This window comes from Pseudomonas sp. fls2-241-TYG-175, assembly GCF_030209155.1.
GTDB lineage: Bacteria > Pseudomonadota > Gammaproteobacteria > Pseudomonadales > Pseudomonadaceae > Aquipseudomonas > Aquipseudomonas viridiflava.
In genome coordinates this window covers 189,774-213,054 of the sequence record NZ_JARVSO010000004.1, presented here as the reverse complement: position 1 = coordinate 213,054, position 23,281 = coordinate 189,774, and the positions used below count along the sequence as shown (strand labels likewise).

20 protein-coding genes are annotated in these 23,281 nt (G+C 58.4%); 11 read left to right on the top strand and 9 right to left on the bottom strand.

The genetic code is table 11. The annotated features are described in order from the left end of the window. Nucleotides 1-58 precede the first annotated feature (58 nt). Entirely contained in the window at nt 59-2,569 is a 2,511-nt protein-coding gene (locus QRN20_RS04670; RefSeq protein ID WP_285360013.1) for a glycosyltransferase family 2 protein, read from the bottom strand. A gap of 221 nt (nt 2,570-2,790) precedes the next feature. On the opposite strand from QRN20_RS04670, the gene tcdA reads away from it, so the two are divergent. Beyond that, complete coding sequence (gene tcdA, locus QRN20_RS04665; RefSeq protein WP_058431976.1) at nt 2,791-3,621, top strand: tRNA cyclic N6-threonylcarbamoyladenosine(37) synthase TcdA; 831 nt, start codon at nt 2,791-2,793, stop codon at nt 3,619-3,621. On the opposite strand, the gene QRN20_RS04660 is transcribed toward tcdA, so the two are convergent. From QRN20_RS04660 to QRN20_RS04645, 4 genes are read right to left on the bottom strand one after another with little or no spacing between them, the layout of a single operon-like run. Further along, on the bottom strand, nt 3,612-4,019 hold the full coding sequence (locus QRN20_RS04660; protein WP_122434964.1) for a SufE family protein: 408 nt from the start codon (nt 4,017-4,019) through the stop codon (nt 3,612-3,614). The genes tcdA and QRN20_RS04660 overlap by 10 nt on opposite strands. Continuing rightward, nucleotides 4,016-5,221, bottom strand: coding sequence for an aminotransferase class V-fold PLP-dependent enzyme (locus QRN20_RS04655; RefSeq protein WP_122606632.1), 1,206 nt, complete (start codon nt 5,219-5,221; stop codon nt 4,016-4,018). The genes QRN20_RS04660 and QRN20_RS04655 overlap by 4 nt, the downstream gene beginning before the upstream one ends. A gap of 59 nt (nt 5,222-5,280) precedes the next feature. After that, nucleotides 5,281-6,315 carry a 2,3,4,5-tetrahydropyridine-2,6-dicarboxylate N-succinyltransferase gene (dapD, locus tag QRN20_RS04650; RefSeq protein WP_004879000.1) on the bottom strand — a complete coding sequence of 345 codons (1,035 nt, stop codon included), beginning with the start codon at nt 6,313-6,315 and terminating at the stop codon, nt 5,281-5,283. Between the two features lie 46 nt (nt 6,316-6,361). Then, a complete protein-coding gene (locus QRN20_RS04645) occupies nt 6,362-6,709 on the bottom strand; it encodes an ArsC family reductase (RefSeq protein WP_029241717.1) in 348 nt (115 codons plus the stop codon). Nucleotides 6,710-6,923: 214 nt separating this feature from the next. Between QRN20_RS04645 and QRN20_RS04640 the strand changes: the two genes are divergently transcribed. Beyond that, entirely contained in the window at nt 6,924-7,154 is a 231-nt protein-coding gene (locus QRN20_RS04640; protein ID WP_004879005.1) for a hypothetical protein, read from the top strand. Between the two features lie 74 nt (nt 7,155-7,228). Here QRN20_RS04640 and QRN20_RS04635 read toward each other — a convergent pair whose 3' ends face one another. The 4 genes from QRN20_RS04635 to map form a co-directional block, all read right to left on the bottom strand. After that, the gene (locus tag QRN20_RS04635) at nt 7,229-8,056 is read right to left on the bottom strand and encodes a matrixin family metalloprotease (RefSeq protein ID WP_122408773.1); all 828 of its coding nucleotides are present in this window, start codon (nt 8,054-8,056) and stop codon (nt 7,229-7,231) included. A gap of 133 nt (nt 8,057-8,189) precedes the next feature. Next, nucleotides 8,190-9,383, bottom strand: coding sequence for a succinyldiaminopimelate transaminase (gene dapC / locus QRN20_RS04630; RefSeq protein ID WP_057408654.1), 1,194 nt, complete (start codon nt 9,381-9,383; stop codon nt 8,190-8,192). 32 nt (nt 9,384-9,415) lie between these two features. Continuing rightward, a complete protein-coding gene (locus QRN20_RS04625; protein ID WP_122606630.1) occupies nt 9,416-12,115 on the bottom strand; it encodes a [protein-PII] uridylyltransferase in 2,700 nt (899 codons plus the stop codon). Between the two features lie 47 nt (nt 12,116-12,162). Continuing rightward, nucleotides 12,163-12,945: a type I methionyl aminopeptidase gene (gene map / locus QRN20_RS04620; protein ID WP_029241713.1), complete on the bottom strand. Its 783-nt coding sequence runs from the start codon at nt 12,943-12,945 to the stop codon at nt 12,163-12,165. Nucleotides 12,946-13,257: 312 nt separating this feature from the next. Here map and rpsB point away from each other — a divergent pair, with 312 nt between their 5' ends. The 9 genes from rpsB to bamA all read left to right on the top strand — a co-directional run bounded on the left by rpsB (nt 13,258) and on the right by bamA (nt 23,244). Next, on the top strand, nt 13,258-14,001 hold the full coding sequence (gene rpsB, locus QRN20_RS04615; protein ID WP_004879016.1) for a 30S ribosomal protein S2: 744 nt from the start codon (nt 13,258-13,260) through the stop codon (nt 13,999-14,001). Between the two features lie 190 nt (nt 14,002-14,191). After that, nucleotides 14,192-15,061, top strand: coding sequence for a translation elongation factor Ts (tsf, locus tag QRN20_RS04610; protein WP_058431979.1), 870 nt, complete (start codon nt 14,192-14,194; stop codon nt 15,059-15,061). A 206-nt stretch (nt 15,062-15,267) separates the two neighbouring features. Beyond that, on the top strand, nt 15,268-16,011 hold the full coding sequence (gene pyrH, locus QRN20_RS04605; protein ID WP_004879021.1) for a UMP kinase: 744 nt from the start codon (nt 15,268-15,270) through the stop codon (nt 16,009-16,011). Then, entirely contained in the window at nt 16,008-16,565 is a 558-nt protein-coding gene (gene frr / locus QRN20_RS04600) for a ribosome recycling factor (protein WP_024686173.1), read from the top strand. Before pyrH ends, frr begins: the two co-directional genes overlap by 4 nt. 16 nt (nt 16,566-16,581) lie before the next feature. Continuing rightward, entirely contained in the window at nt 16,582-17,337 is a 756-nt protein-coding gene (gene uppS, locus QRN20_RS04595) for a polyprenyl diphosphate synthase (protein ID WP_029241711.1), read from the top strand. Further along, nucleotides 17,337-18,152, top strand: coding sequence for a phosphatidate cytidylyltransferase (locus tag QRN20_RS04590; RefSeq protein ID WP_088235802.1), 816 nt, complete (start codon nt 17,337-17,339; stop codon nt 18,150-18,152). The genes uppS and QRN20_RS04590 overlap by 1 nt, the downstream gene beginning before the upstream one ends. Further along, entirely contained in the window at nt 18,149-19,339 is a 1,191-nt protein-coding gene (ispC, locus tag QRN20_RS04585; RefSeq protein ID WP_043305389.1) for a 1-deoxy-D-xylulose-5-phosphate reductoisomerase, read from the top strand. The genes QRN20_RS04590 and ispC overlap by 4 nt, the downstream gene beginning before the upstream one ends. 105 nt (nt 19,340-19,444) lie before the next feature. Continuing rightward, nucleotides 19,445-20,797 (top strand): sigma E protease regulator RseP, encoded by a 1,353-nt coding sequence (gene rseP, locus QRN20_RS04580; protein ID WP_096766609.1) that lies wholly within the window; start codon nt 19,445-19,447, stop codon nt 20,795-20,797. A 74-nt stretch (nt 20,798-20,871) separates the two neighbouring features. Next, complete coding sequence (gene bamA / locus QRN20_RS04575) at nt 20,872-23,244, top strand: outer membrane protein assembly factor BamA (protein ID WP_004879031.1); 2,373 nt, start codon at nt 20,872-20,874, stop codon at nt 23,242-23,244. Nucleotides 23,245-23,281: the final 37 nt, after the last annotated feature.

Here is a 23,281-nt window from a genome sequence, read left to right as displayed (position 1 = left end):
GTTATCTTATATCAAACGACGGTGTGAGGCCGTCGTTTATCAATGCATATCGAAGATGTCACGTTGCGGCGTGTGTTGTGCGACGCGCGTGAGCAGATAGCGCTGCCATCACTACCGCCGCCAGATACGGCAGCGATTTCACCGCCAGTATTGCGATCCATGCCAACAGGTCGGCATCACCAGGTACATCGCTGAAACAAAGCCCGATTGCCGTCATCCAGAACAGCAATAGTATTCCGAGGTCGCTACCCGCCTCGGACAGTGCCTGCGTGTAATGACTGCCAGCGATCTGTTTGGGGGTTCGAAAAAACGGTAGTCGTGAGGTGAAAATGCCTGAGATAACCGCTTTTCCAATAGTTGGATGCAGCGCCATACCAGCCAGAGCTGATGCCAGTGCCTCCTGGATATCGCAGCCGATCACTCGCAGATAGAGCAATATGATCTTGAAGCTTCGTAAAATGAAAATCAGCAGCAGTGTAGAAGTAAAGATCCATGGCAAAGGACCGAACAGCTCGGGTGCGAGAATCATCGCCATCGTCCATGGTAAGACGATCAACGTCAGCACGAAGTTGATACCCTCCGCAGCCCATGGAGCCCACCCCGCAAGATAGTAATAACGCTGTGTGGCATTCAGTGAGCTGCAGTTGCCTGTGATCAGGCTGTTGGCGTGGTGTTTGAGTATCTGAACCGCACCGTAGGCCCAGCGATAACGCTGCTTCTTGAAGTGAATGAACGTATCAGGAATAAGTCCTTTGCCGTAGCTGGTAGCGTTGTAGCCGGTGGAGAAGTCATTTTCAATGATCCGCAGACCCAGTTCGGCATCCTCGCTGATTGACCAATGTGCCCAACGCAGTCGTTGCAGTAGCGAACGCCTGATCATTGTCATAGTGCCGTGCTGAATGATTGCGTCGTGGTCGTTGCGAATTACCATGCCGATATTGAAGAAACCCCGATACTCGGCCTTGCAGCAGCGTTTGAAAAAACTCTCATCACCGTCGCGATAATCCTGTGGTGACTGAATCACGCCAATCCGTGGGTCTGCGAAGTGCGGCACCATGTGCCTTAGCCATAGGCGATTGACGCAGTAGTCCGCGTCAATCACGGCGATTATTTCGGCGTCTGCGGCGGTACGGTCCAGCAGGTAATTCAAGGCCCCCGCCTTGAACCCTGATAGTGGGTCAACGTGAAAGAATCTGAAATGAGTACCCAGTTTATGGCAGTGTCGCTCGACAGGTTTCCAGACCCCAGGATCCTGGGTGTTGTTGTCGATGACCAGCACTTCAAAGTCTGGATAGTCCAGGCGCTGTAACGCATCAAGCGTCAGGATGACCATGTCTGAAGGTTCGTTGTAGCAGGGAACGTGCAGCGAAACCTTTGGCGAGTAACTGTCCTGCATGAGCCTGGAAGGAAATACCCGGTTGTGCTCCGAACCCCAGCACGCCTCCATCCATTCATGCACCTCCAGCGCGACACTGATCAGCAGTGAGCAAGCCCAGCTCAGGCTCAACGGTAGCGCGACCCATGAGGGCAGTGATGTGCTGCCTGCCATGCCTGCCGCTACCAGAATGCAGTAAATCGGCGCAATCACTGCGATGGCGCAGTGCCGAGATCGGGGCCGCAGAGCGGCTATCAGGCGGTGATATTCCAATCGCCAGTCGAGCGACTCTTGCACCGGCCCATTGAGCTGGATCTTCAGCTTGCGTTGGGTATCAAATAGGCCCCAATGAGGTCCTGGTGGTCCCTCGTGTGTTTTCCAGGGTTGATCGAATGCTTCAACCACAAAATAGTCGTATCCGTGATGATTGAGCGCGTGCAGTTGGCTGCGCACGCAAGCGGATTGTTCGGCCCGAGAGCTGAACGTCCTTCTGGTGGCGCTGCCTCTGCTGGGCCAGCCGACCTCGGACAGCAATATCGGTTTGTCCGGGAATAGCTGGTGCAATTGTTCTGCCCGCGCCATGACCTCGGAGGTTGCGTACTCTGCCGTAATCGTTTGCCAGAACGGTAAGACATGGGCAGCTATGAAATCCGACTGGCGTGCCAGTTCCGGTATATATACCCATGTACTCCAGGCTTCGGAGGTGGAAACTGGCACGCTGACCTGCCGCCTGGCTAACGTCATGTAGTCCACCAAACGGGCGAGCGTAGTATCTTCGCGATAGAGGGCCTCGTTTCCAATCAACAGTCGATCAATATTGGTATAACGCCTGACCAGCTCAATGGCCGTGTTCAGCTCTGCATCGTTGTGTTTCTCATCCTGGGATATCCATGCGCCCAACGTGACGGTCATCCCCAGCGTCTGAGCCACTTCGGGAATCCAGGCCAGCGAGCCCTCGACTGAGTAAGTGCGTACGTTTCGAGTGAAAGGCCTGATGAGTAAAAGGTCTTCCTCAATCTGGACGCGTGACGGATAGCGCTTTCTGGAAGGGCTTTGTCCGGGGCGAAAAGGCGCATATGTAAAGCCGGAAACCTTCGTTGGCCAGTCGGGTATGCCCTGTAAGTTCTTTTTAAGCAGGTGGGCTGAAAAAAGAGCCGCCATGCTTTTGGTAGGGCGCGATGGGTTGCGATCCATGCAGCAATGTCCTTATTGATGCGGCGTTTCCATGTCCTTGGGTTAACTTTAGCGGTTTACAGGTGAAGTCGTTTTTCGCATTCAGAAGATTTTGTTGAGGCGGCGTAACTTTTTAGTCTGTTTGATTCAGGCAGCTTTTTGCTGATCACCGTCCGGGATGTTGAAGGTGGCGCCAGGCCCGCAAACCCCTATAATGCGCGCCGGTTTTTGAGGTATTGGTCATGAGCGCAGAAGATCCACGTTTCGCAGGCATCGCCCGGTTGTACGGCATCGAGGGGCTGGAGCGTCTGCGTGCCGCGCACGTGGCGGTGGTCGGTATCGGCGGCGTGGGGTCGTGGGCGGCGGAAGCGCTGGCGCGCAGCGGTGTGGGCGAGATTTCGCTGTTCGACATGGACGATGTCTGCGTGAGCAACACCAATCGCCAGTTGCATGCGCTGGACAGCACCGTGGGTCGTGCGAAGGTCGAGGTGATGGCCGAGCGTATTCGATCCATCAACCCAGACTGCGTGGTGCATGCGGTGGCTGACTTCGTGACCCGCGATACCATGGCCGAGTGCATCACGCCGGAGCTGGATTTCGTCATCGATTGCATCGACAGCGTCAACGCCAAGGCGGCGCTGATCTCCTGGTGCAAACGGCGCAAGATCCAGATGGTCACCACCGGTGGCGCAGGCGGGCAGATCGATCCGACGCTGATCCAGATCGCCGACCTGAACCGTACCTTCAATGATCCGCTGGCTTCCAAGGTGCGTTCGACCCTGCGCCGCGACTATGGCTTTTCGCGAACCCCGAACCGCCACTACAGCGTTCCGTGCGTGTTCTCCACCGAGCAACTGCGTTATCCGAAGCCGGATGGCAGCATTTGCCTTGAGAAGAAGTTTGTCGGCGAAGGGGTCAAGCTGGACTGCGCGGGCGGCTTTGGCGCAGTGATGATGGTCACCGCATCGTTCGGCATGATTGCCGCCACGCGCGCGGTCGACAAGCTGGTGGCGGGCACACGACGCCCTTCAGAGCGGGTCAAACCTGCCGCGGCAGTTTCCGATCAGGCTTGAGTAAGCGTTCGCATCTTCTGCAGTACGGCGTTCAGGCCGTTGCTGCGCGAGGGTGACAGCTGGCGGCTCAACCCCAACTGACTGAACCAGTCCGGCAAGTCAACAGCCTGCAGTTGCTCTGCCGAAAGGCCGTTCACTCTTGCCAGCAGCAGAGCAACCAGACCGCGTATCAGGCGCGCATCGCTGCTGGCGCGGAACTGCCAGTGTCCTGCGTCGACATCGCCGTTCAACCAGACCCTGCTTTCACAGCCATGCACCAGATGCTCATCCGATTTTTCGTCATCGCTCAACGGCGGCAGTTGGTCGCCCCACTGCATCAGCAGGCGCGCGCGTTGCTCCCAGCCTTGCTGCTGGCTGAAGATATCGAGTGCGGTCCGGGCAAGCGGAGGAAGACTCATCTGAGCAGCTCCAGTGCCTGATCCAGTGCATTGAAAAAATGAACAAGGTCATCGGAGTCGTTGTACAGCGCCAGCGAAGCCCGGATGGCGCCCGGCAGCCCCAGGCTCTTGAGCAACGGCATGGCGCAGTGATGACCAGCACGCACGGCAATGCCCTGTTCGGTCAGCAGGTGCGCCAGATCGGCATTGTGCACGCCTTCGACCACGAAGCTGACCAGCGCCAGGTCCGGGGAACCGAGCACTTGAATGCCGTCACGTTGTTGCAGACCTTCGAGCAGGCGGCGATGCAGTTTGAGTTCATGTTCTGCCACCGCCTGATGGTCCAGGCTGTCGAGGTAGTCCAGCGTCGCACCGAGGCCGATCACACTGGCGATAGGCGGCGTACCGGCTTCGAAACCCAGCGGGGCAGGGCGAAACTTCGAATGATGATAATCGGCGGTCAACACCATCTCGCCGCCGTACTGCCAGTGCGCGAGGCTGGGCAGCGCGTCGTTGCGGCCGAACAGCACGCCGAGGCCTTCGGGGCCGTACAACTTGTGGCTCGAAAACACATAGAAGTCGCAGCCCAGCGCCTGAACGTCATGGCTTCCATGGACCACGCCTTGTGAACCGTCCACGACCGTCAGGGCGCCCTGTGCCTTGGCTAGTGTAATGAGCCGCTGCAGTGGCTGCCAGGTGCCGAGCACATTGGACAGCTGACTGATCGCCAGCAGCCGCGTGCGGGACCCGATCAGGTGAGCGGCGGCCACGCAGTCGATGACCCCGTTGGTGTCCAGCGGCAGAACCACCAGCTTGAGGTCCAGGCGTTGCGTCAGTTGCTGCCAGGGCAGCAGGTTGGCGTGATGTTCCAGCGCACTGATGACAATTTCGTCACCCGCCGCGAACTCGTGTGCCAGACCGTAAGCGAGCAGGTTCAGCGCCGAGGTCGCGCCGTGGGTAAAAATGATCTGTCCCGAGTCGCCCGCATTGAGCCAGTGGGCCGTCTTGCTGCGGCTGTCTTCGAATGCCTGGGTGGCGTGTGCGCCGGGCAGATGCTGCGCACGATGCACATTGGCGGCACCGTTGGCGTAGTAATGAGTCAGGGCATCGATCAATGCCTGGGGTTTTTGCGTGGTGGCGGCATTGTCCAGATAGGTCTGGCCTTGCCGTTGCAGGGCGGCGATGGCAGGAAAGTCAGCGCGCCAGGGGGAAAGGAGGGGCATGATTCATCCGGCTGGGTGAAGCGGGTTCGGAACGCGGCGTTCCGAACCCGCACACGGCATCAGTTGTGAGCGTGCAGGGCTTCGTTCAGCTCAATGGCCGACTTGTGGGTCTTGCATTCCACAGCGCCGGTCTGCGAGTTGCGACGAAACAGCAGGTCGTTCTGACCGGCCAGCTCACGCGCCTTGACGATTTTGACCAGCTCGTTGTTCTCGTCGAGCAGGGCAACCTTGGTACCGGCCGTCACGTACAGACCCGATTCCACGGTGTTGCGATCGCCCAACGGAATACCGATACCTGCGTTGGCGCCGATCAGGCAGCCTTCGCCGACCTTGATGACAATGTTGCCGCCGCCGGACAGGGTGCCCATGGTGGAGCAGCCGCCGCCCAGGTCGGAACCCTTGCCGACGAAGACGCCAGCCGACACACGACCTTCGATCATGCCCGGACCTTCGGTGCCGCCGTTGAAGTTGACGAAACCTTCATGCATCACGGTAGTGCCTTCGCCGACGTAGGCGCCCAGGCGTACACGTGCGCTGTCAGCGATACGAACGCCGCTCGGCACGACGTAGTCGGTCATTTTCGGGAACTTGTCCACCGAGAACACTTCCAGCAGTTCGCCTTTCAGGCGGGCTTCCAACTGACGCTCGGCCAGTTCGCTCAGGTCCACAGCGCCCTGGCTGGTCCAGGCCACGTTCGGCAACAACGGGAAAATGCCGGTCAGGTTCAGGCCGTGCGGCTTGACCAGACGGTGGGACAGCAGGTGCAGCTTGAGGTACGCCTCAGGGGTCGACGTCAGCGGCGCATCTTCAGCCAGCAGCGTGGCAACCAGCGGCTTGTGGCTCTCGGCCAGACGGTTGAGCAATGCAGCCTGGGTGGCGTCGATCGATTTGACGGCATCGGCCAGCTTGTAGGACTGATCAACATTGAACGTGATCGCCTGATTGCCGCCGGTGTAGCCCAGCGCCGGCGCGATGGCCGCAATCAGCTCGGCCGAAGGGTTGATCACAGGCTGTGCGTAGAACACTTCCAGCCAGGCGCCTTCGCGATTTTGAGTGCCAACGCCGAAGGCCAGGCTGAACAGGGTAGTGGACATGCGAATACCTCGTAACTTATCTAAGGGCTGTCAGTAGCGTCCCGGCTTACTGAACGGCCGCTGCATACAAATCGGGTTTGAAGCCAATCAGGGTCTTGTCGCCCAGATCAAGCACAGGGCGCTTGATCATGGACGGCTGGGCGAGCATCAATTCAATGGCCTTGGGCTGGTCGATATCGGCTTTCTGCGCATCGTCGAGCTTGCGGAAAGTCGTGCCCGCCCGGTTCAGCACCACTTGCCAGCCATGCTCATTGCACCACTGGGTCAGGTGCTCGCGGTCGATGCCTTGCGTCTTGTAATCATGAAAATCGTAGCTGACGGAATGCTCGTCGAGCCAGGTACGTGCTTTTTTCATGGTGTCGCAGGCTTTGATGCCGAACAGGGTGTAAGTCATTGAATTGTGCAGGGAGACGGGCGTTGCCGGATGTTCCCTGTTGCCTCCCGTGAATTTTGGCCGGTGATTATGCCACGTCAGCGCATTTAGCGCTTTGGCTGTCTGGCACAGGCGCCCTGACCACTTTAGGTGAAGAACATTTCACCCGTCTTACTCTTGAGCGATGGGCGGTGAAGAGTAATGATGATGTACCACATGTAAGATCGGGTGCGTTATGTCTGAACAGGAAAAGAAGAGGGAAGCGGCGCTTATCCGACAACGTTATTACAGGGAACGTCAACGCGCGGAAGGCTTCAAGCAGAACACAATCTGGATACACAGCCAGGCCGAGATAGAAGGGCGGATGGCAGCGCGGGAAGGAAAACCGCTGTTGCCGATGCGGTCTCATGATCCTGTCAGTTGGGCTGTGGGATGGATTGCTGAAACGTTGAGGGTTCGGGATTAGGCGTTCTCTTAAAGGCGCGTCACGTAAGCCTTGGGCAAGCGGCGACGCGCCAATCAGCTCAGAGTCAGGCTGTGTTACGGCTTTTCAAATTTCGAATTGCTGCGGTCAGGGTAGATCGACTGCATGAACTCGATGTCTTTTGCACTCAGTGTCTTGCCGGTATTGATGATTTCGAAATCGCCCAGTGTCAGGCCGTTCGGAACATCGAAGTGCATGATCGAATCCTTGTCATAGGCTGAATAGTGAAAGTCAGCCGCTTCGTATTGATCGAGAAAATTTCTGGCCACCAGTTCATCGCTGTAGCCTGCCTGTGCCAGCAGGCGACGCAACACCGGTTCGTTCCACGGAATCCTCGCATCCGGATGCTGATGCTCATGAACGGCGCCCAGCGCATGTCCGAACTCGTGCAGGACGATGCGTTCCAGTTCGGCTTTTGGCCGTAGATCGCTTTCGAATATTTCCCCGACATTGAATTCCATCGTGGCCTTGTCCTGCGCGACCAGCAGGGCGTCGGTGCCCAGCTCGCTCCAGTTCAGGTGGGTGTTGAGACCGATACGAATGTCGCTGGGGCCGCTGGTGACGAATTCGAACTTCAGGTTCACGTGCGGCAGCCACTTGCGAGCTGCATCGATGATTGGCTGAGTCAGCGGGGCGGGTGGATTCTTGAGGAATTCGATCTTCAGGGTTCTGCCACGCGCCCAGTACTTGTTGAAAGCAACCAGAATGCGTGGTTCGCGCTCGGTGACGTCCGAGGCGTAACCCGTTTCCGATTCGTAGGTCGGTGTGATGGAAGCGTTGGCCGGGTTTTCGCGAATGGCTGTCTCGTAGGACGCCTGATAGTCCTCTGCGTCGCGCATCGAACAGAGCAGTGGCAGGTTTTCTCGGGTCTGTGATTCGATCATGTGGGTCATCTTCGTGTGAGGCGCATCCGTGTCGGGATGCGTAATAAATGGACCACGAAGATAAACAGCTGAAAGGCGGTACAGGTATTAGGTAAATACTGCGCCGCGCATTGCGCGCGACGCAGTGGCTGGCTTATTTGCGCACGAAATCACGAATGCGTTCGGCGGCCTCGATGCATTCGGCCAGCGGCGCAACCAGCGCCAGACGAACCCTGCCGGCGCCCGGATTGACGCCGTCGACTTCACGCGAGAGGTACGAGCCGGGCACAACGGTCACATGCTGGTCGACGAACAGGTCGCGGCAAAAGGCAGCGTCGTCGGTGCCGACGTTCGGCCACAGATAGAAGCCGCCGTCCGGGCGCTGTACATCCAGCACGGGTGCGAGGATGTCCAGCACGGCATCGAACTTCTCACGGTACAGGTCGCGGTTCGCACGAACATGCGCTTCGTCGTTCCAGGCTGCGATGCTGGCCAGTTGGGTTTGAACCGGCATGGCGCAGCCGTGGTAGGTGCGATACAGCAGAAATGCCTTGAGAATGTCCGCATCGCCCGCCACGAAGCCCGAGCGCAGGCCTGGCAGGTTGGAGCGCTTGGACAGGCTGTGGAACACCACACAGCGTTTGAAATCCTTGCGACCCAGTTCCACGCAGGCGCTGAGCAGACCGGGTGGCGGCGTCTGCTCGTCGAAGTACAGTTCGCTGTAGCATTCGTCGGCGGCGATCACGAAGTCGTGTTCGTCAGCCAGGGCGATCAGCTTCTTAAGGGTGTCCACCGGAATCAATGCACCGGTCGGGTTGCCCGGCGAGCACAGAAACAGAATCTGGCAGCGCTTCCATATATCCGGCGTCACCGCATCGAAATCCGGGTTGAAACCGTTTTCGCTCAGGCACGGCAGGTAGTAAGGCTGTGCGCCCGCCAGAAAGGCTGCGCCTTCGTAAATCTGATAGAACGGGTTTGGGCTGATGACCAGTCCATCGTCGCTGCGGTTGACCACGGTCTGAGTGAAGGCAAACAGCGCCTCGCGAGTGCCGTTGACCGGCAGAACGTTGCGCGCCGGGTCCATCCAGCCTTCAGGCAGGTCGAACCTGCGCGTGCACCAGCCCGCAATCGCCTCGCGCAGTGCCGGAATGCCGAGCGTGGTCGGATAGACCGCCATCTGGTCCAGGTTGTCGGCCAGGGTTTTGGCGACAAAATCGGGAGAGCGATGCTTGGGCTCACCAATGGACAGCGCAACCGGACGCTTTTCCGGGTTGGGCGTCACGCCGCCGAGCAGGGCACGGAGCTTCTCGAACGGGTAAGGTTGAAGCAGTTGCATGGCGTTGTTCATGAGGTAAAGGCTCTCAAGGACTGCGTCGAAGGTTAAATACTGAGCCGCATCTCGCCGCTGGGCTGCGAATTGACACTCAGTTGCTTGATGATCGCCTCCTGCAATCGGCTGCACAGTTGCGGATCGGACAGCGGATGATTGTCGGCATCCGTGATAAAGAACACGTCCTCCACCCGCTCACCCAGTGTCGCAATCTTGGCATTCTGTAGCGACAGGTCGAACTCCAGGAAAATCTTGCCGATGCGCGCCAGCAGGCCCGGACGATCCGGGGCCAGCAGTTCGAGCACGGTGACCGGACGCTGTGCATCGTTGTGAATCGTGACCTGCGGTGCAAAGGCGAAATGCTTGAGCTGCCTGGGCACACGCCGCTTGATGATGGTCGGGTAGTCATCCGGATTGCGCAGTGCTTCGGTCAGGCCCTCACGGATTTCCTGAACGCGTACCGGATTGTCGCCGATCGAACCGCCTTCGTTGTCCAGCACAATGTAGGTGTCGAGTGTGAACTTGCTGCTGGAGGTAATAATGCGTGCGTCGTGAATGTTCAGGTTCAACTGATCCATCGCTGCCACGGTCACGGCGAAGAAGTCATGCTGGTCCGGTGCGTAGATGAAGATCTGCGTGCCGCCTTCGAATTCCCGCTGCGTGGTTTCCTTGATCAGCACCAGCGGGCCGCCATCGGCGGGTTGCTGCAGGATGGCATCGCTGTGCCAGGCCACGTCGCCTGCGGTATGGCGCAGGAAGTAGTCATCACCCAGTGCCGACCAGAGTTGCTCGACGTCATCGGGGTCAGTGCCGTTGCGCACCAGAATGTCCAGTGCTGCAATCTGCGTGCGACGGATCTGTTCCTCGCGATCGACCGGGTTCTCGAGGCCACGGCGCAGCGCACGTTTGGTCTCGGTGTACAGCTGGCGCAGCAGGCTGGCACGCCACGAGTTCCAGAGTGTGGGATTGGTCGCATTGATATCGGCGACAGTCAGCACGTACAGATAGTCCAGATGTACTTCGTCGCCTACGAACTGGGCAAAATCGTGGATGACCTGCGGGTCGGACAAGTCCTTGCGCTGCGCGGTGGTCGACATCACCAGGTGATGGCTCACCAGCCAGACGATCAGGCGGGTGTCCCAGTTCGGCAAGTGGTGACGCACGCCGAAGGCTTCGGCATCCACCGCGCCCAGTTCGGAGTGATCGCCGCCACGGCCCTTGCCGATGTCGTGATACAGCCCGGCCAGGTAGATCAGTTCGGGTTTTGGCAGGCGGCCCATGATCTTGCTGGCCAGCGGAAATTTCTCCGACACCTCGGTGTACTGCAGTTTGCGCAGGTGCTTGATCAGGTTCAGCGTGTGCGCATCGACGGTATAGATGTGGAACAGGTCGTGCTGCATCTGGCCGACAATGTGGCCGAACTCCGGCAGGTACAGGCCCAGAATGCCGTAGCGGTTCATGCGACGCAGATTGCGGTGAATGCCGATTTCGCACTTGAACAGCTCGATGAACAGGCTGGTGTTGCGAATATCGTTGCGGAAGTCGTCGTTGATCAGGTGCCGGTGTTCGCGCAGCAGGCGAATGGTGTCGGCGCGCACGCCCTTGATCTCCGGATGCTGGGCCATCAGCACGAAAATCTCGATCATGGCGAACGGGGTGCGCTTGAATACGTTTGGGTGTGTCGCTTCTATATAACCGTCGTGCAGCTGGAAGCGGGAATTGAGTGGCTGCGGCGTACCGCTGTCGTCGTCCGACAGGATGACTTCTTCGAAGTGCTGGATGATAAGGTCGCTCAATTCGGCGATGCTCATGACCACGCGGTAGTACTTCTGCATGAAGCGTTCGATGGCGAGCTTGGCGTCGCTGTCTTCATAACCCAGCAGGCTGGCAATGCTGCGCTGGTAGTCGAACAGCAGGCGGTCTTCGGAGCGTCCGGCCAGCATGTGCAGGGCATAGCGGACCTTCCACAGGAATTCCTGGGAAGAGGCCAGCAGGTTGTTCTCGCTCTCCAGCAGAAAGCCTTCGCCTGCCAGGGCATGCAGGTTCAGGGTGCCGTATTGGCGTCGGGCCACCCAGAGGATGGTCTGGATATCGCGCAGGCCACCGGGCGAGCCTTTGACGTTCGGCTCAAGGTTGTATTCGGTGTCGTTGTATTTGTGGTGACGGCTTTTCTGCTCGGCACGTTTGGCCAGAAAGAAATCCTTGCTGGGCCACATGTGGCGCGGGCTGGTGACTTCCAGCATGCGCTGGCGCAGGCGCTCGGGGCCGGCAATGGTCCGGCTTTCCATCAGGTTGGTGATGACGGTCAGGTCGGCCAGACCTTCCTGTGCGCATTCGTCCACCGAACGCACGCTTTGTCCGACTTCCAGGCCGATGTCCCACAGCAGGGTCAGAAACCGCTCGATGGGCTCGCGAAAGATTTCGTGGTCGGCGCTGTCCAGCAGGATGAGCAGGTCGATATCGGAATAGGGGTGCAACTCACCCCGCCCATAACCGCCGACCGCCAGCAGCGCGATGTCGGCGTCTTCGCTCCAGTCGAACTGGTCCCATGCCTGGCACAGGATGTTGTCCACGAACCAGGCGCGATCCTCGATCAGGCGACGAATGTCGCGTCCCGACCTGAAGCGCGCGTCCAGCACGTCGCGCGCGTTGCGGATGACTTTCTTGAAGGCAGCGATGGGGCTTGCCTTCAGTGCCAGTTCGGCCTGGAACTGGCCGCGGTCGAACAAATCAGGATCTACCTGCGGCATGGAGCGGGTTTCCTCGTGTCGGACGGTTGGGCGGGTCTATCGATCACTCATGGCGATTTGTGCGCGATGGTGTCGTCGCTGCGCAGGGTGAAAATCTCGTATCCATCGGCAGTCACCAGAATCGTGTGCTCCCACTGGGCAGAGAGCTTGCGGTCCTTGGTGATCGCCGTCCAGCCATCGCCGAGAATTTTTGTGTCGGCCTTGCCCTGATTGATCATCGGCTCGATGGTGAAGGTCATGCCTTCAAGCAACTCGATGCCGGTGCCCGCTTCGCCGAAGTGCATGACCTGCGGCTCTTCATGAAACACCTTGCCGATGCCGTGGCCGCAGAACTCGCGAACCACCGAAAAGCCGTTCTTTTCCGCGTGTTTCTGAATGACTGCGCCGATGTCACCCAGTTTGGTGCCCGGGCGCACGATCTCGATGGCCTTGTACAGGCACTCCTGAGTGACCTGCGAGAGGCGCTCGGCCCATACCGGTACGGTGCCTACATGAAACATCTTGCTGGTGTCGCCGTGATAGCCATCCTTGATGACCGTGACGTCGATGTTCAGGGTGTCGCCGTTCTTGAGCGGCTTTTCACCGGGAATACCGTGGCAGACCACCTGATTGATCGAGGTGCAGATCGACTTGGGGAAGCCCTTGTAGTTCAGCGGGGCGGGGATGGCCTGTTGCTCGTTGACGATATAGTCGTGGCAGAGGCGATCCAGCTCTTCAGTAGTGACACCGGGCTTGACGTGAGGGCCGATCATTTCCAGGACCTCGGCGGCCAGACGGCCGGCAATGCGCATCTTTTCGATGTCTTCCGGGGTTTTGAGGGTAATAGTCATACAGGGTCTCTCGGCATGTCGTGTGCGCGTTCTGTGCGCAAAGGCGCGATTCTACCAGACCGCCGCGCGGCGAGTGATCATCGCTTCCTTTATATGCACGCGAGACGGCGGCAAAGACGTGGCGAAACAAGCACTTGATTGGAGTTCCGTTCTCTTTCCTTTTGTGATATAAAATGCGCCGCTTTCCAAGGTCCGTCCTGAAAGCTTAAACCCACACACGTGTCGACACGATGACCTGGGTGCCTTTGGCTCATGCCACTGGTTGGTCATTGGGATACGTGGAGGCCTAACCCGACTTATCAAGGAACTATCATGTCCCAAGTCACCATGCGCGATATGCTGAAGTGCGGCGTCCACTTCGGTCACCAAACCCGTTACTGGAACCCGAAAATGGGTAAATACATTTTCGGTGCGCGTAACAAGATTCACATCATCAACCTTGAAAAAACCCTGCCGATGTTCAACGAAGCTCTGACTTTCGTTGAGCGCCTGGCGTCGGGCAAAAACAAGATTCTATTCGTCGGCACCAAGCGTTCCGCTGGCAAGATCGTCGCTGAAGAAGCAGCACGTTGCGGTTCGCCGTACGTCGACCATCGCTGGTTGGGCGGCATGCTGACCAACTTCAAGACCATCCGTCAGTCGATCAAGCGTCTGCGCGAGCTGGAAGTACAGGCAGAAGACGGTACTTTCGCCAAGCTGACCAAGAAAGAAGCCCTGATGCGCACCCGTGATCTGGAAAAACTGGATCGCAGCCTGGGTGGTATCAAGGACATGGGCGGTCTGCCAGACGCTCTGTTCGTTATCGACGTTGATCACGAGCGCATCGCGATCACCGAAGCCAACAAGCTGGGCATCCCGGTCATCGGCGTTGTCGATACCAACAGCAGCCCTGAAGGCGTTGACTACATCATCCCGGGCAACGATGACGCAATCCGCGCCATCCAGCTGTACATGGGTTCGATGGCTGACGCTGTAATCCGTGGTCGTAACAATGTTGCTGGCGGCACCGACGTATTCGTCGAAGAAGCTCCAGCTGCAGCAGCTGTAGAAGGCTGAGTAAAAACGCCTGGCGTTTACTCAGTACGCGAAAAGGGGGCTTAGCCCCCTTTTTGCCACCTAGGAAATGATTTGTTGGTGGGCGAGCATGGATTTAGTGTCATGTGCCGCTGCCACCCTGAATTTTCAAGAATTGCACGCCCGTTCAGTCGGGTGGAATGGTTGAAGACCTATCCAAGAGGATTTTGAAATGGCAGAGATTACTGCAGCGTTGGTCAAAGAACTGCGCGAGCGTACCGGCGAAGGCATGATGGATTGCAAAAAGGCCTTGACCAAGGCTGGCGGCGACATCGAAAAGGCAATCGACGACATGCGTGCTTCCGGCGCGATCAAGGCCGCCAAGAAAGCAGGCAACGTTGCTGCTGAAGGCGCCATTGCTGTCAAGGTTGCTGAAGACAACAAGTCCGCTGTCATCATCGAAGTGAACTCGCAGACCGACTTCCTGGCTCTGCAGGACGACTTCAAGAACTTCGTGACCAGCAGCATCGAGAAGGCATTCGCTGACAAACTGACCGACGCAGCTCCGCTGATCGAAGCTCAGGAAGTCGAGCGTACCGCTCTGGTTGCCAAGGTTGGTGAGAACGTCAACATCCGTCGTCTGGCGCGTATCGAAGGCGACGTGGTCAATGCTTACCTGCACGGTAACAAGATCGGCGTTGTGGTTGTCCTGAAAGGCGGCGACGCTGAACTGGCCAAAGACATCGCGATGCACGTTGCTGCCAGCAACCCTGAATTCCTGCTGCCTTCGGAAGTTTCGGCCGAAGCGATCGAGCGCGAGAAGGGCGTCTTCCTGCAACTGAACGAAGACAAGATCAAAGGCAAGCCTGATGAAATCGTCGAGAAGATGGTTGCCGGTCGTATCTCCAAGTTCCTGGCTGAAGCAAGCCTGGTAGAGCAGGCGTTCGTCAAGAACCCTGAGCTGACCGTGGGTGCTCTGGCGAAGAAAGCTGGCGCTGAAATCGTATCGTTCACCTACTACAAGGTAGGCGAAGGCATCGAGAAGCCAGTCGACAACTTCGCTGAAGAAGTAGCTGCCCAGGTAGCTGCAAGCAAGAAGTAAGACGGTTTTCCATACGTCGCCCCAAAGAGGCTGCCCGCTCACGCGTGCGGCCTCTTTGTCGAAAGAGAAAAGGAATAATTTCCTTTGAGAATCGGCTCACAAGGCTGCATTCTCCCGACGCTCACGGAGCGTCAGGCTAGAGTAAGCGCAGGCTCTATATAGCCCGCACAGATTTTTTTCAGAAAACGCCGCAGGAGAGATTCGCAATGGCTCAGCAGGGCAGTGGTTATCAGGCTCGCTATAAACGCATTCTACTCAAGCTCAGCGGCGAGGCCCTGATGGGGTCGGAAGAGTTCGGCATCGACCCCAAGGTGCTGGATCGCATGGCGCTGGAAGTCGGCCAGCTGGTCGGTATTGGCGTTCAGGTCGGGCTGGTCATTGGCGGGGGCAACCTGTTCCGTGGCGCGGCACTGAGTGCTGCCGGCATGGACCGCGTCACTGGCGATCACATGGGCATGCTGGCCACTGTGATGAACGCGCTGGCCATGCGCGACGCGCTGGAGCGGGCTAACATTACTGCTATCGTGATGTCCGCCATCTCGATGGTCGGTGTGACGGATCATTACGATCGCCGCAAGGCCATGCGTCACCTGAGCGCCAAGGAAGTGGTGATCTTCGCTGCGGGTACGGGTAATCCGTTCTTCACGACAGATTCGGCCGCTTGTCTGCGTGCTATCGAAATCGACGCTGACGTGGTGCTCAAGGCAACCAAGGTTGACGGCGTATATACCGCAGATCCGTTCAAAGACCCCAATGCCGAGAAGTTCGATCGTCTCTCTTATGATGAAGTGCTGGATCGAAAGCTGGGCGTCATGGATCTCACCGCAATCTGCCTGTGCCGCGACCACAAGATGCCGTTGCGCGTTTTCAATATGAACAAACCCGGTGCCCTCCTGAATATTGTCCACGGTGGCGCCGAAGGAACCCTGATCGAGGAAGTTCAACAATGATCAACGAAATCAAGAAAGATGCTCAGGCGCGCATGCAGAAATCGCTCGAATCCCTGAGCCATGCCTTTGGCCAGATTCGTACCGGCAAGGCCCACCCGAGTATCCTGGGTAGCGTGATGGTGCCTTACTACGGCGCCGACACCCCGTTGAGTGGTGTGGCCAACGTTACTGTGAAAGACTCTCGTACCCTGCAGGTCGTGGCTTTCGAGCGCAACATGCTGGCAGCCGTCGACAAGGCGATCCAGAGCGCGGGTCTGAATCTCAATCCGACCAACCTCGGTGAGATGCTGCTGATCTCCATGCCGGCCCTGACCGAGGAGACCCGCAAGGGCTTCACCAAGCAGGCGCGCAGCGCTGCTGAAGATGCTCGCGTTGCCGTGCGCAACATTCGCCGCGATGCGCTGGGTGATCTGAAAAAGCTGGTCAAGGATAAGGAAATCAGCGAAGACGAAGAGCGTCGTGCCGCTGCCGATATCCAGAAGCTGACCGACAAGGCTGAAGCGGATATCGATGCTGCAACCAAGACAAAAGAAGCAGACCTGATGGCCGTATAAGGTTCGGGGCGCTTTAATGGAAAAGACAAAACCGACCGGGCCGTCATCGGTGCCGCGCCACGTTGCGATCATCATGGATGGCAATAATCGCTGGGCCAAGAAACGCCTGTTGCCGGGTGTTGCCGGTCACAAGGCGGGCGTTGATGCCGTGCGTGCCGTTATCGAGGTCTGTGCGGAAGCCAAGGTCGAGGTGCTGACACTGTTCGCGTTCTCCAGTGAAAACTGGCAGCGTCCGGCCGATGAGGTTGGGGCGCTGATGGAGCTGTTCTTCACGGCGTTACGCCGTGAGACCAAGCGCCTGAACGAAAACGAGATCAGTCTGCGAATCATCGGCGATCGCTCGCGCTTTCATCCCGAGCTTCAGGCAGCAATGCGTGAGGCGGAGTTGCGGACGGCCGGTAACAGCCGCTTTGTTCTTCAGATCGCCGCCAACTATGGCGGACAGTGGGATATAGCTCAGGCCGCTCAACGTCTGGCGCGTGAAGTTCAGGCTGGTCACCTGCAGCCGGAAGACATCACGCCGGATTTGTTGCAGACCTGCCTGGCGACAGGCGATCTGCCTTTGCCGGACCTGTGTATTCGCACGGGCGGCGAACACCGCATCAGCAATTTTCTGCTTTGGCAGCTGGCGTATGCCGAGCTGTATTTCTCCGACCTGTTCTGGCCGGACTTCAAACACGATGCCATGCGCGCTGCGCTGGCTGATTTCGCTTCCCGCCAACGTCGCTTCGGTAAAACGAGCGAACAGGTAGAAGCTGGAGCCCGGGCTTAATGCTGAAACAACGAATCATCACGGCACTCATTCTGTTGCCGATCGCCCTTTGCGGCTTTTTTCTGCTGACCGGTGCGTACTTCGCGCTGTTCATCGGTTTCGTGGTCGTGCTGGGCGCATGGGAATGGGCTCGACTTGCAGGCTTTGCCGCTCAGTCGATGCGCGTCGGCTACGCCGCCGTGGTGGCTGTGCTGCTTTTTCTCATGTACCTGCTGCCTGGGCTTGAGCCCTGGGTTCTGGTTGCTGCTGTCATCTGGTGGGCGTTAGCCACATTCCTGGTGCTGACCTACCCTGACTCCAGCGAGCACTGGGCCAGTGCCGCCTGCAAGCTGGTAATCGGTCTTCTCATCCTGCTGCCTGCTTGGCAGGGGTTGGTCTTGATCAAACAGTGGCCGCTGGGCAATTGGTTGATTCTTGCAGTAATGGTTCTGGTATGGGCGGCCGATATCGGCGCCTATTTCTCGGGCAAGGCATTCGGCAAGCGCAAGCTGGCACCCAAGGTGAGTCCGGGTAAAAGCTGGGAAGGCGTATACGGTGGCCTGGCAGTCAGTCTTGGTATCACAGCGGCAGTAGGCATTTCCCGCGACTGGACGGTCGCTCAGTTCGTTGGCGGTCTGCTGGGCGCTGCCGTTGTGGTGTTCATTTCGGTGATCGGTGATCTGACCGAGAGCATGTTCAAGCGTCAGTCGGGCGTGAAGGACAGCAGCAACCTGCTTCCGGGTCACGGCGGCGTGCTGGACCGTATCGACAGTCTGACCGCGGCCATCCCGGTGTTTGCAGTGCTGCTCTGGGCTGCTGACTGGGGTGTCATGTGAGTCGTGTGCAACAGATCACTGTTCTGGGTGCGACCGGCTCCATCGGGTTGAGTACGCTGGATGTGGTTGCTCGTCATCCTTCGCTTTATCAGGTGTTTGCCCTGACGGGTTTCACGCGTCTGAGCGAGCTGCTGGCGTTGTGCATCAGGCATACGCCGCAATTTGCCGTGGTGCCCGAGCAGGCTGCTGCGCGCAAGCTGCAGGATGATCTCGCTGCTGCCGGGCTCGATACCCGTGTGCTGGTGGGCGAGGAGGGGCTTTGCCAGGTGTCGGCTCACCCTCAGGTCGATGCGGTCATGGCAGCCATTGTCGGTGCAGCAGGTCTGCGCCCGACACTGGCGGCTGTCGAGGCGGGCAAGAAGGTGCTGCTGGCCAACAAGGAGGCGCTGGTCATGTCCGGCGCGCTGTTCATGCAGGCGGTCCGTCACAGCGGAGCGGTCCTGCTGCCCATCGACAGCGAACACAATGCGATCTTTCAGTGCCTGCCTGCGGACTTTGCACGCGGTCTGGGTGCGGTCGGTGTCAGGCGCATCATGCTGACTGCCTCGGGCGGCCCGTTTCGTCAGACGCCTCTGGATCAACTGCACCATGTGACACCCGATCAGGCGTGCGCCCATCCGGTGTGGTCCATGGGACGCAAGATTTCCGTCGACTCCGCCACCATGATGAACAAGGGGCTTGAGCTCATCGAGGCCTGCTGGCTGTTCGATGCTCGTCCTTCTCAGGTGGAAGTCGTGATTCATCCGCAGAGTGTGATCCACTCGCTGGTGGACTACGTGGACGGCTCGGTGCTCGCCCAGCTTGGCAATCCTGACATGCGTACGCCAATCGCCAATGCGCTGGCCTGGCCTGCGCGTGTAGAATCGGGTGTGGCGCCGCTGGATCTGTTTCGCATCGGCCAACTGGACTTTCAGGAGCCCGATGAAGAGCGTTTTCCGTGCCTGCGACTGGCTCGTCAGGCGGCGGAGGCGGGCGGCAGTGCTCCCGCGATGCTCAATGCGGCGAACGAAGTTGCGGTGGCTGCGTTTCTGGACGGGCGTATTCGTTATCTGGAGATCGCCGCTATCATCGAGGATGTGTTGAATCTCGAGCCGGCCATTCAGGTCGAAGACCTCGAAGCGGTATTCGCAGCAGATGGCCGGGCTCGAATGCTTGCCACTCAGTGGCTGGAACGACACGGTCGTTGAAGCTGCAGGAATCAGTGAAGGGATTGATGTGGTGCGTCACGTGCAGGTCCCAAGGTCTGCGATGATAAACACACTTGCCGATGAGTCGGTACCCGGAGAAAGTCGATGAGTGCGTTATACATGATTGTCGGCACCCTGGTTGCGCTGGGCGTGCTGGTCACTTTTCACGAGTTCGGTCACTTCTGGGTGGCGCGGCGCTGTGGCGTGAAGGTTCTGCGGTTTTCCGTAGGCTTCGGCACGCCGCTGGTGCGCTGGCACGACCGTCAGGGCACCGAGTACGTCGTTGCGGCCATTCCTCTGGGCGGCTATGTGAAGATGCTCGATGAGCGCGAAGGCAATGTTCCGCCCGAGCTCGCCGACCAGTCCTTCAACCGCAAGACGGTGTATCAGCGTTTCGCCATCGTCGCGGCAGGTCCTGTTGCCAATTTCCTTCTGGCCATTGCGTTCTTCTGGGTCCTGGCGATGCTGGGCACCCAGCAGGTTCGTCCTGTGATCGGCGCAGTTGAAGCCGGAAGTATCGCCCAGCACGCCGGTCTGGCAGCAGGGCAGGAAATCATGTCCATCGACGGCGAGCCTGTTTCGGGTTGGTCCGCGGTCAATCTGCAGCTGGTACGTCGGCTGGGCGAAAGCGGCACGATCGCTGTCACTCTTCGGGAGCCTGGCTCCACGGCCGATACTTCCCGCGAGCTGGTTCTGGATAACTGGTTGAAAGGTGCGGAAGAGCCCGATCCGATCAAGTCCCTGGGTATTCGCCCATGGCGACCTGCCTTGCCGCCGGTGCTGGAAGAGCTTGATCCGAAGGGACCCGCTCAGGCAGCGGGTCTCAGAATGGGAGATCGTCTGATCTCGGTGGATGGTCAGCCGCTCAATGAGTGGCAGCAGGTCGTCGACTGGGTGCGTGAGCGTCCGGGGGCAAAGGTTTCGTTGCGTATCGAGCGTGATGGTGCGCAACTCGATATTCCTGTCACTCTGGCTGCGCGTGGCGAAGGTCAGGCGGCAGCCGGTTACCTGGGTGCAGGCGTCAAAGGTGTAGACTGGCCAGCCGAAATGGTCCGCGAGGTCAGCTACGGTCCTTTCGCCGCCATGGCGGAGGGCGTGAAGCGTACCTGGACCATGAGCGTGCTGACGCTGGATTCACTCAAGAAAATGTTGTTCGGTGAGCTCTCGGTAAAAAACTTGAGTGGACCGATAACCATTGCTAAAGTGGCGGGCGCTTCGGCCCAGTCGGGTATCGGAGACTTTCTGAACTTCCTCGCTTATCTGAGCATAAGCCTCGGGGTTCTGAATTTGCTGCCCATTCCCGTCCTGGACGGGGGGCATTTGCTGTTTTATCTGATCGAGTGGGCGCGTGGTCGTCCCCTTTCGGAAAAGGTTCAAGGTTGGGGGGCGCAGATCGGTATCAGTCTGGTTGTGGGCGTTATGTTGCTCGCGCTGGTCAACGATCTGGGTCGACTGTAAAGCGTTGCCGAGTTGCGAATCTGCCGCATTTTGCGGCAGTTTGTTTATTGCCAGTTGGAATAAGAAAGGACTTCATGAAACGTCTGCTGCTAACTGCGGTTCTTGCCGCACTGATGATCGCTGAAGTTCACGCCGAGTCCTTCACCATCTCCGATATCCGTGTCAACGGCCTCCAGCGGGTTTCCGCCGGCAGTGTCTTTGGCGCACTGCCGCTCAACGTGGGCGAGCAGGCGGACGACGGTCGTCTGGTCGATGCCACTCGTGCGTTGTTCAAGACCGGCTTCTTTCAAGATATCCAGCTGGGTCGCGATGGCAACGTACTCGTCATCTCCGTTGTCGAGCGTCCTTCTGTTGCCAGCATCGAGATCGAAGGCAACAAGGCGATCTCCACCGAAGACCTCATGAAAGGCCTCAAACAATCGGGTCTGGCTGAAGGTGAAATTTTCCAGCGCGCCACGCTCGAGGGCGTGCGTAACGAACTGCAGCGTCAGTACGTGGCCCAGGGTCGATACTCTGCCGAGGTTGCCGCCGAAGTCGTGCCGCAACCTCGCAACCGTGTCGGCCTCAAGATCAACATCAATGAAGGCACCGTCGCCTCCATTCAGCACATCAACGTCGTGGGCAACACCGTGTTCCCCGACGAGGATCTGATCGACCTGTTCGAACTCAAGACCTCCAACTGGCTGTCCTTCTTCAAGAACGACGACAAGTACGCCCGTGAGAAGCTCTCCGGCGACCTGGAACGTCTGCGTTCGTACTACCTCGACCGTGGCTATATCAACATGGATATCGCCTCGACCCAGGTCTCGATCACGCCTGACAAGAAAAACGTCTACATCACTGTGAACGTCAACGAAGGCGAGAAATACAGCGTCAAGTCGGTCAAGCTCAGCGGTGACCTGAAAGTCCCTGAAGATCAGGTCAAGTCCCTGATGCTGGTTCAGCCAGGTCAGGTGTTCTCGCGCAAGGTCATGACCACGACCTCCGAGCTGATTACCCGTCGTCTGGGTAACGAAGGCTACACCTTCGCCAACGTGAACGGCGTGCCGACGCCGAATAACGAAGATCACACGGTCGATATCACTTTCGTGGTCGATCCCGGCAAGCGCGCCTATGTGAACCGTATTAACTTCCGCGGCAACACCAAGTCTGCGGACGAAGTGCTGCGTCGTGAAATGCGTCAGATGGAAGGCGGTTGGGCTTCCACTTACCTGATCGATCAGTCCAAGACCCGTCTGGATCGTCTGGGCTTCTTCAAGGAAGTCAACGTCGAAACGCCGGCCGTGCCGGGCACCGACGATCAGGTGGACGTGAACTACGCGGTCGAGGAGCAGGCGTCCGGTTCGATCACCGCCAGCGTCGGCTTTGCACAGAGTGCCGGTCTGATTCTGGGTGGTTCGATCAGCCAGAACAACTTCCTGGGTACCGGCAACAAGGTCAGCATCGGTCTGACCCGTTCCGAGTACCAGAGCCGTTACAACTTCAGCTACGTCGATCCGTACTACACGCCGGACGGTGTCAGCTTGGGTTACAACGCCTTCTATCGCACCACCGACTACGACGATCTCGACGTGGACGTTGCGAGCTATGCGGTCGACAGCCTTGGCGCCGGTGTGAGCCTGGGTTATCCGATCAGCGAAACTTCCCGTCTGACCTACGGCCTGACCGTACAGCAGGACGAGATCAAGACCGGTACGTACACCGTTGACGAAATCTTCGATTTCACTAACCGCGAAGGCGACAAGTTCCTGAACTTCAAGGCGTCCGCCGGCTGGTCCGAGTCCACCCTGAACAAGGGCGTACTGCCGACCCGTGGTCATTCCCAGAGTCTGGTGTTCGAAACCACGCTGCCGGGAAGCGACCTGTCGTTCTACAAGCTTGACTACCGTGCCCAGTATTTCCACCCGATCACCGACAACTACACACTGCGCCTGCACACCGAACTGGGTTATGGCGACGGTTACGGTTCGACCTCGGGCCTGCCATTCTATGAAAACTACTACGCCGGTGGCTTCAACTCGGTCCGTGGTTTCAAGGACAGCACGCTGGGTCCTCGCAGTACGCCGAGTTCGGGTCGCAATCCTGGCACGCAACCTGACCCGGATCAGGATCCACTGCCGTTCGGCGGCAACATACTGGTTCAGGGCGGCGTAGAGGTCATGTTCCCGCTGCCGTTCGTCAAGGATCAGCGTTCGTTGCGCACTTCGGTTTTCTGGGACGTGGGTAACGTTTTCGACAGCAATTGCGATTCCAGCAGAACGCGCAATGGTCAGCGTGTCGAATGCAACAACGTCGATTTGTCCGGCATGGCCAGTTCGGTCGGTGTTGGCGTGACCTGGATCACCGCTCTTGGTCCTTTGAGCTTCGCCCTGGCGATGCCGATCAAGAAGCCGGACGACGATTCCGAAACACAGGTTTTCCAATTCTCCCTGGGTCAGACCTTCTAAGCGCCTGATCTTTGATAACGCAACGAATTCTGTAGGA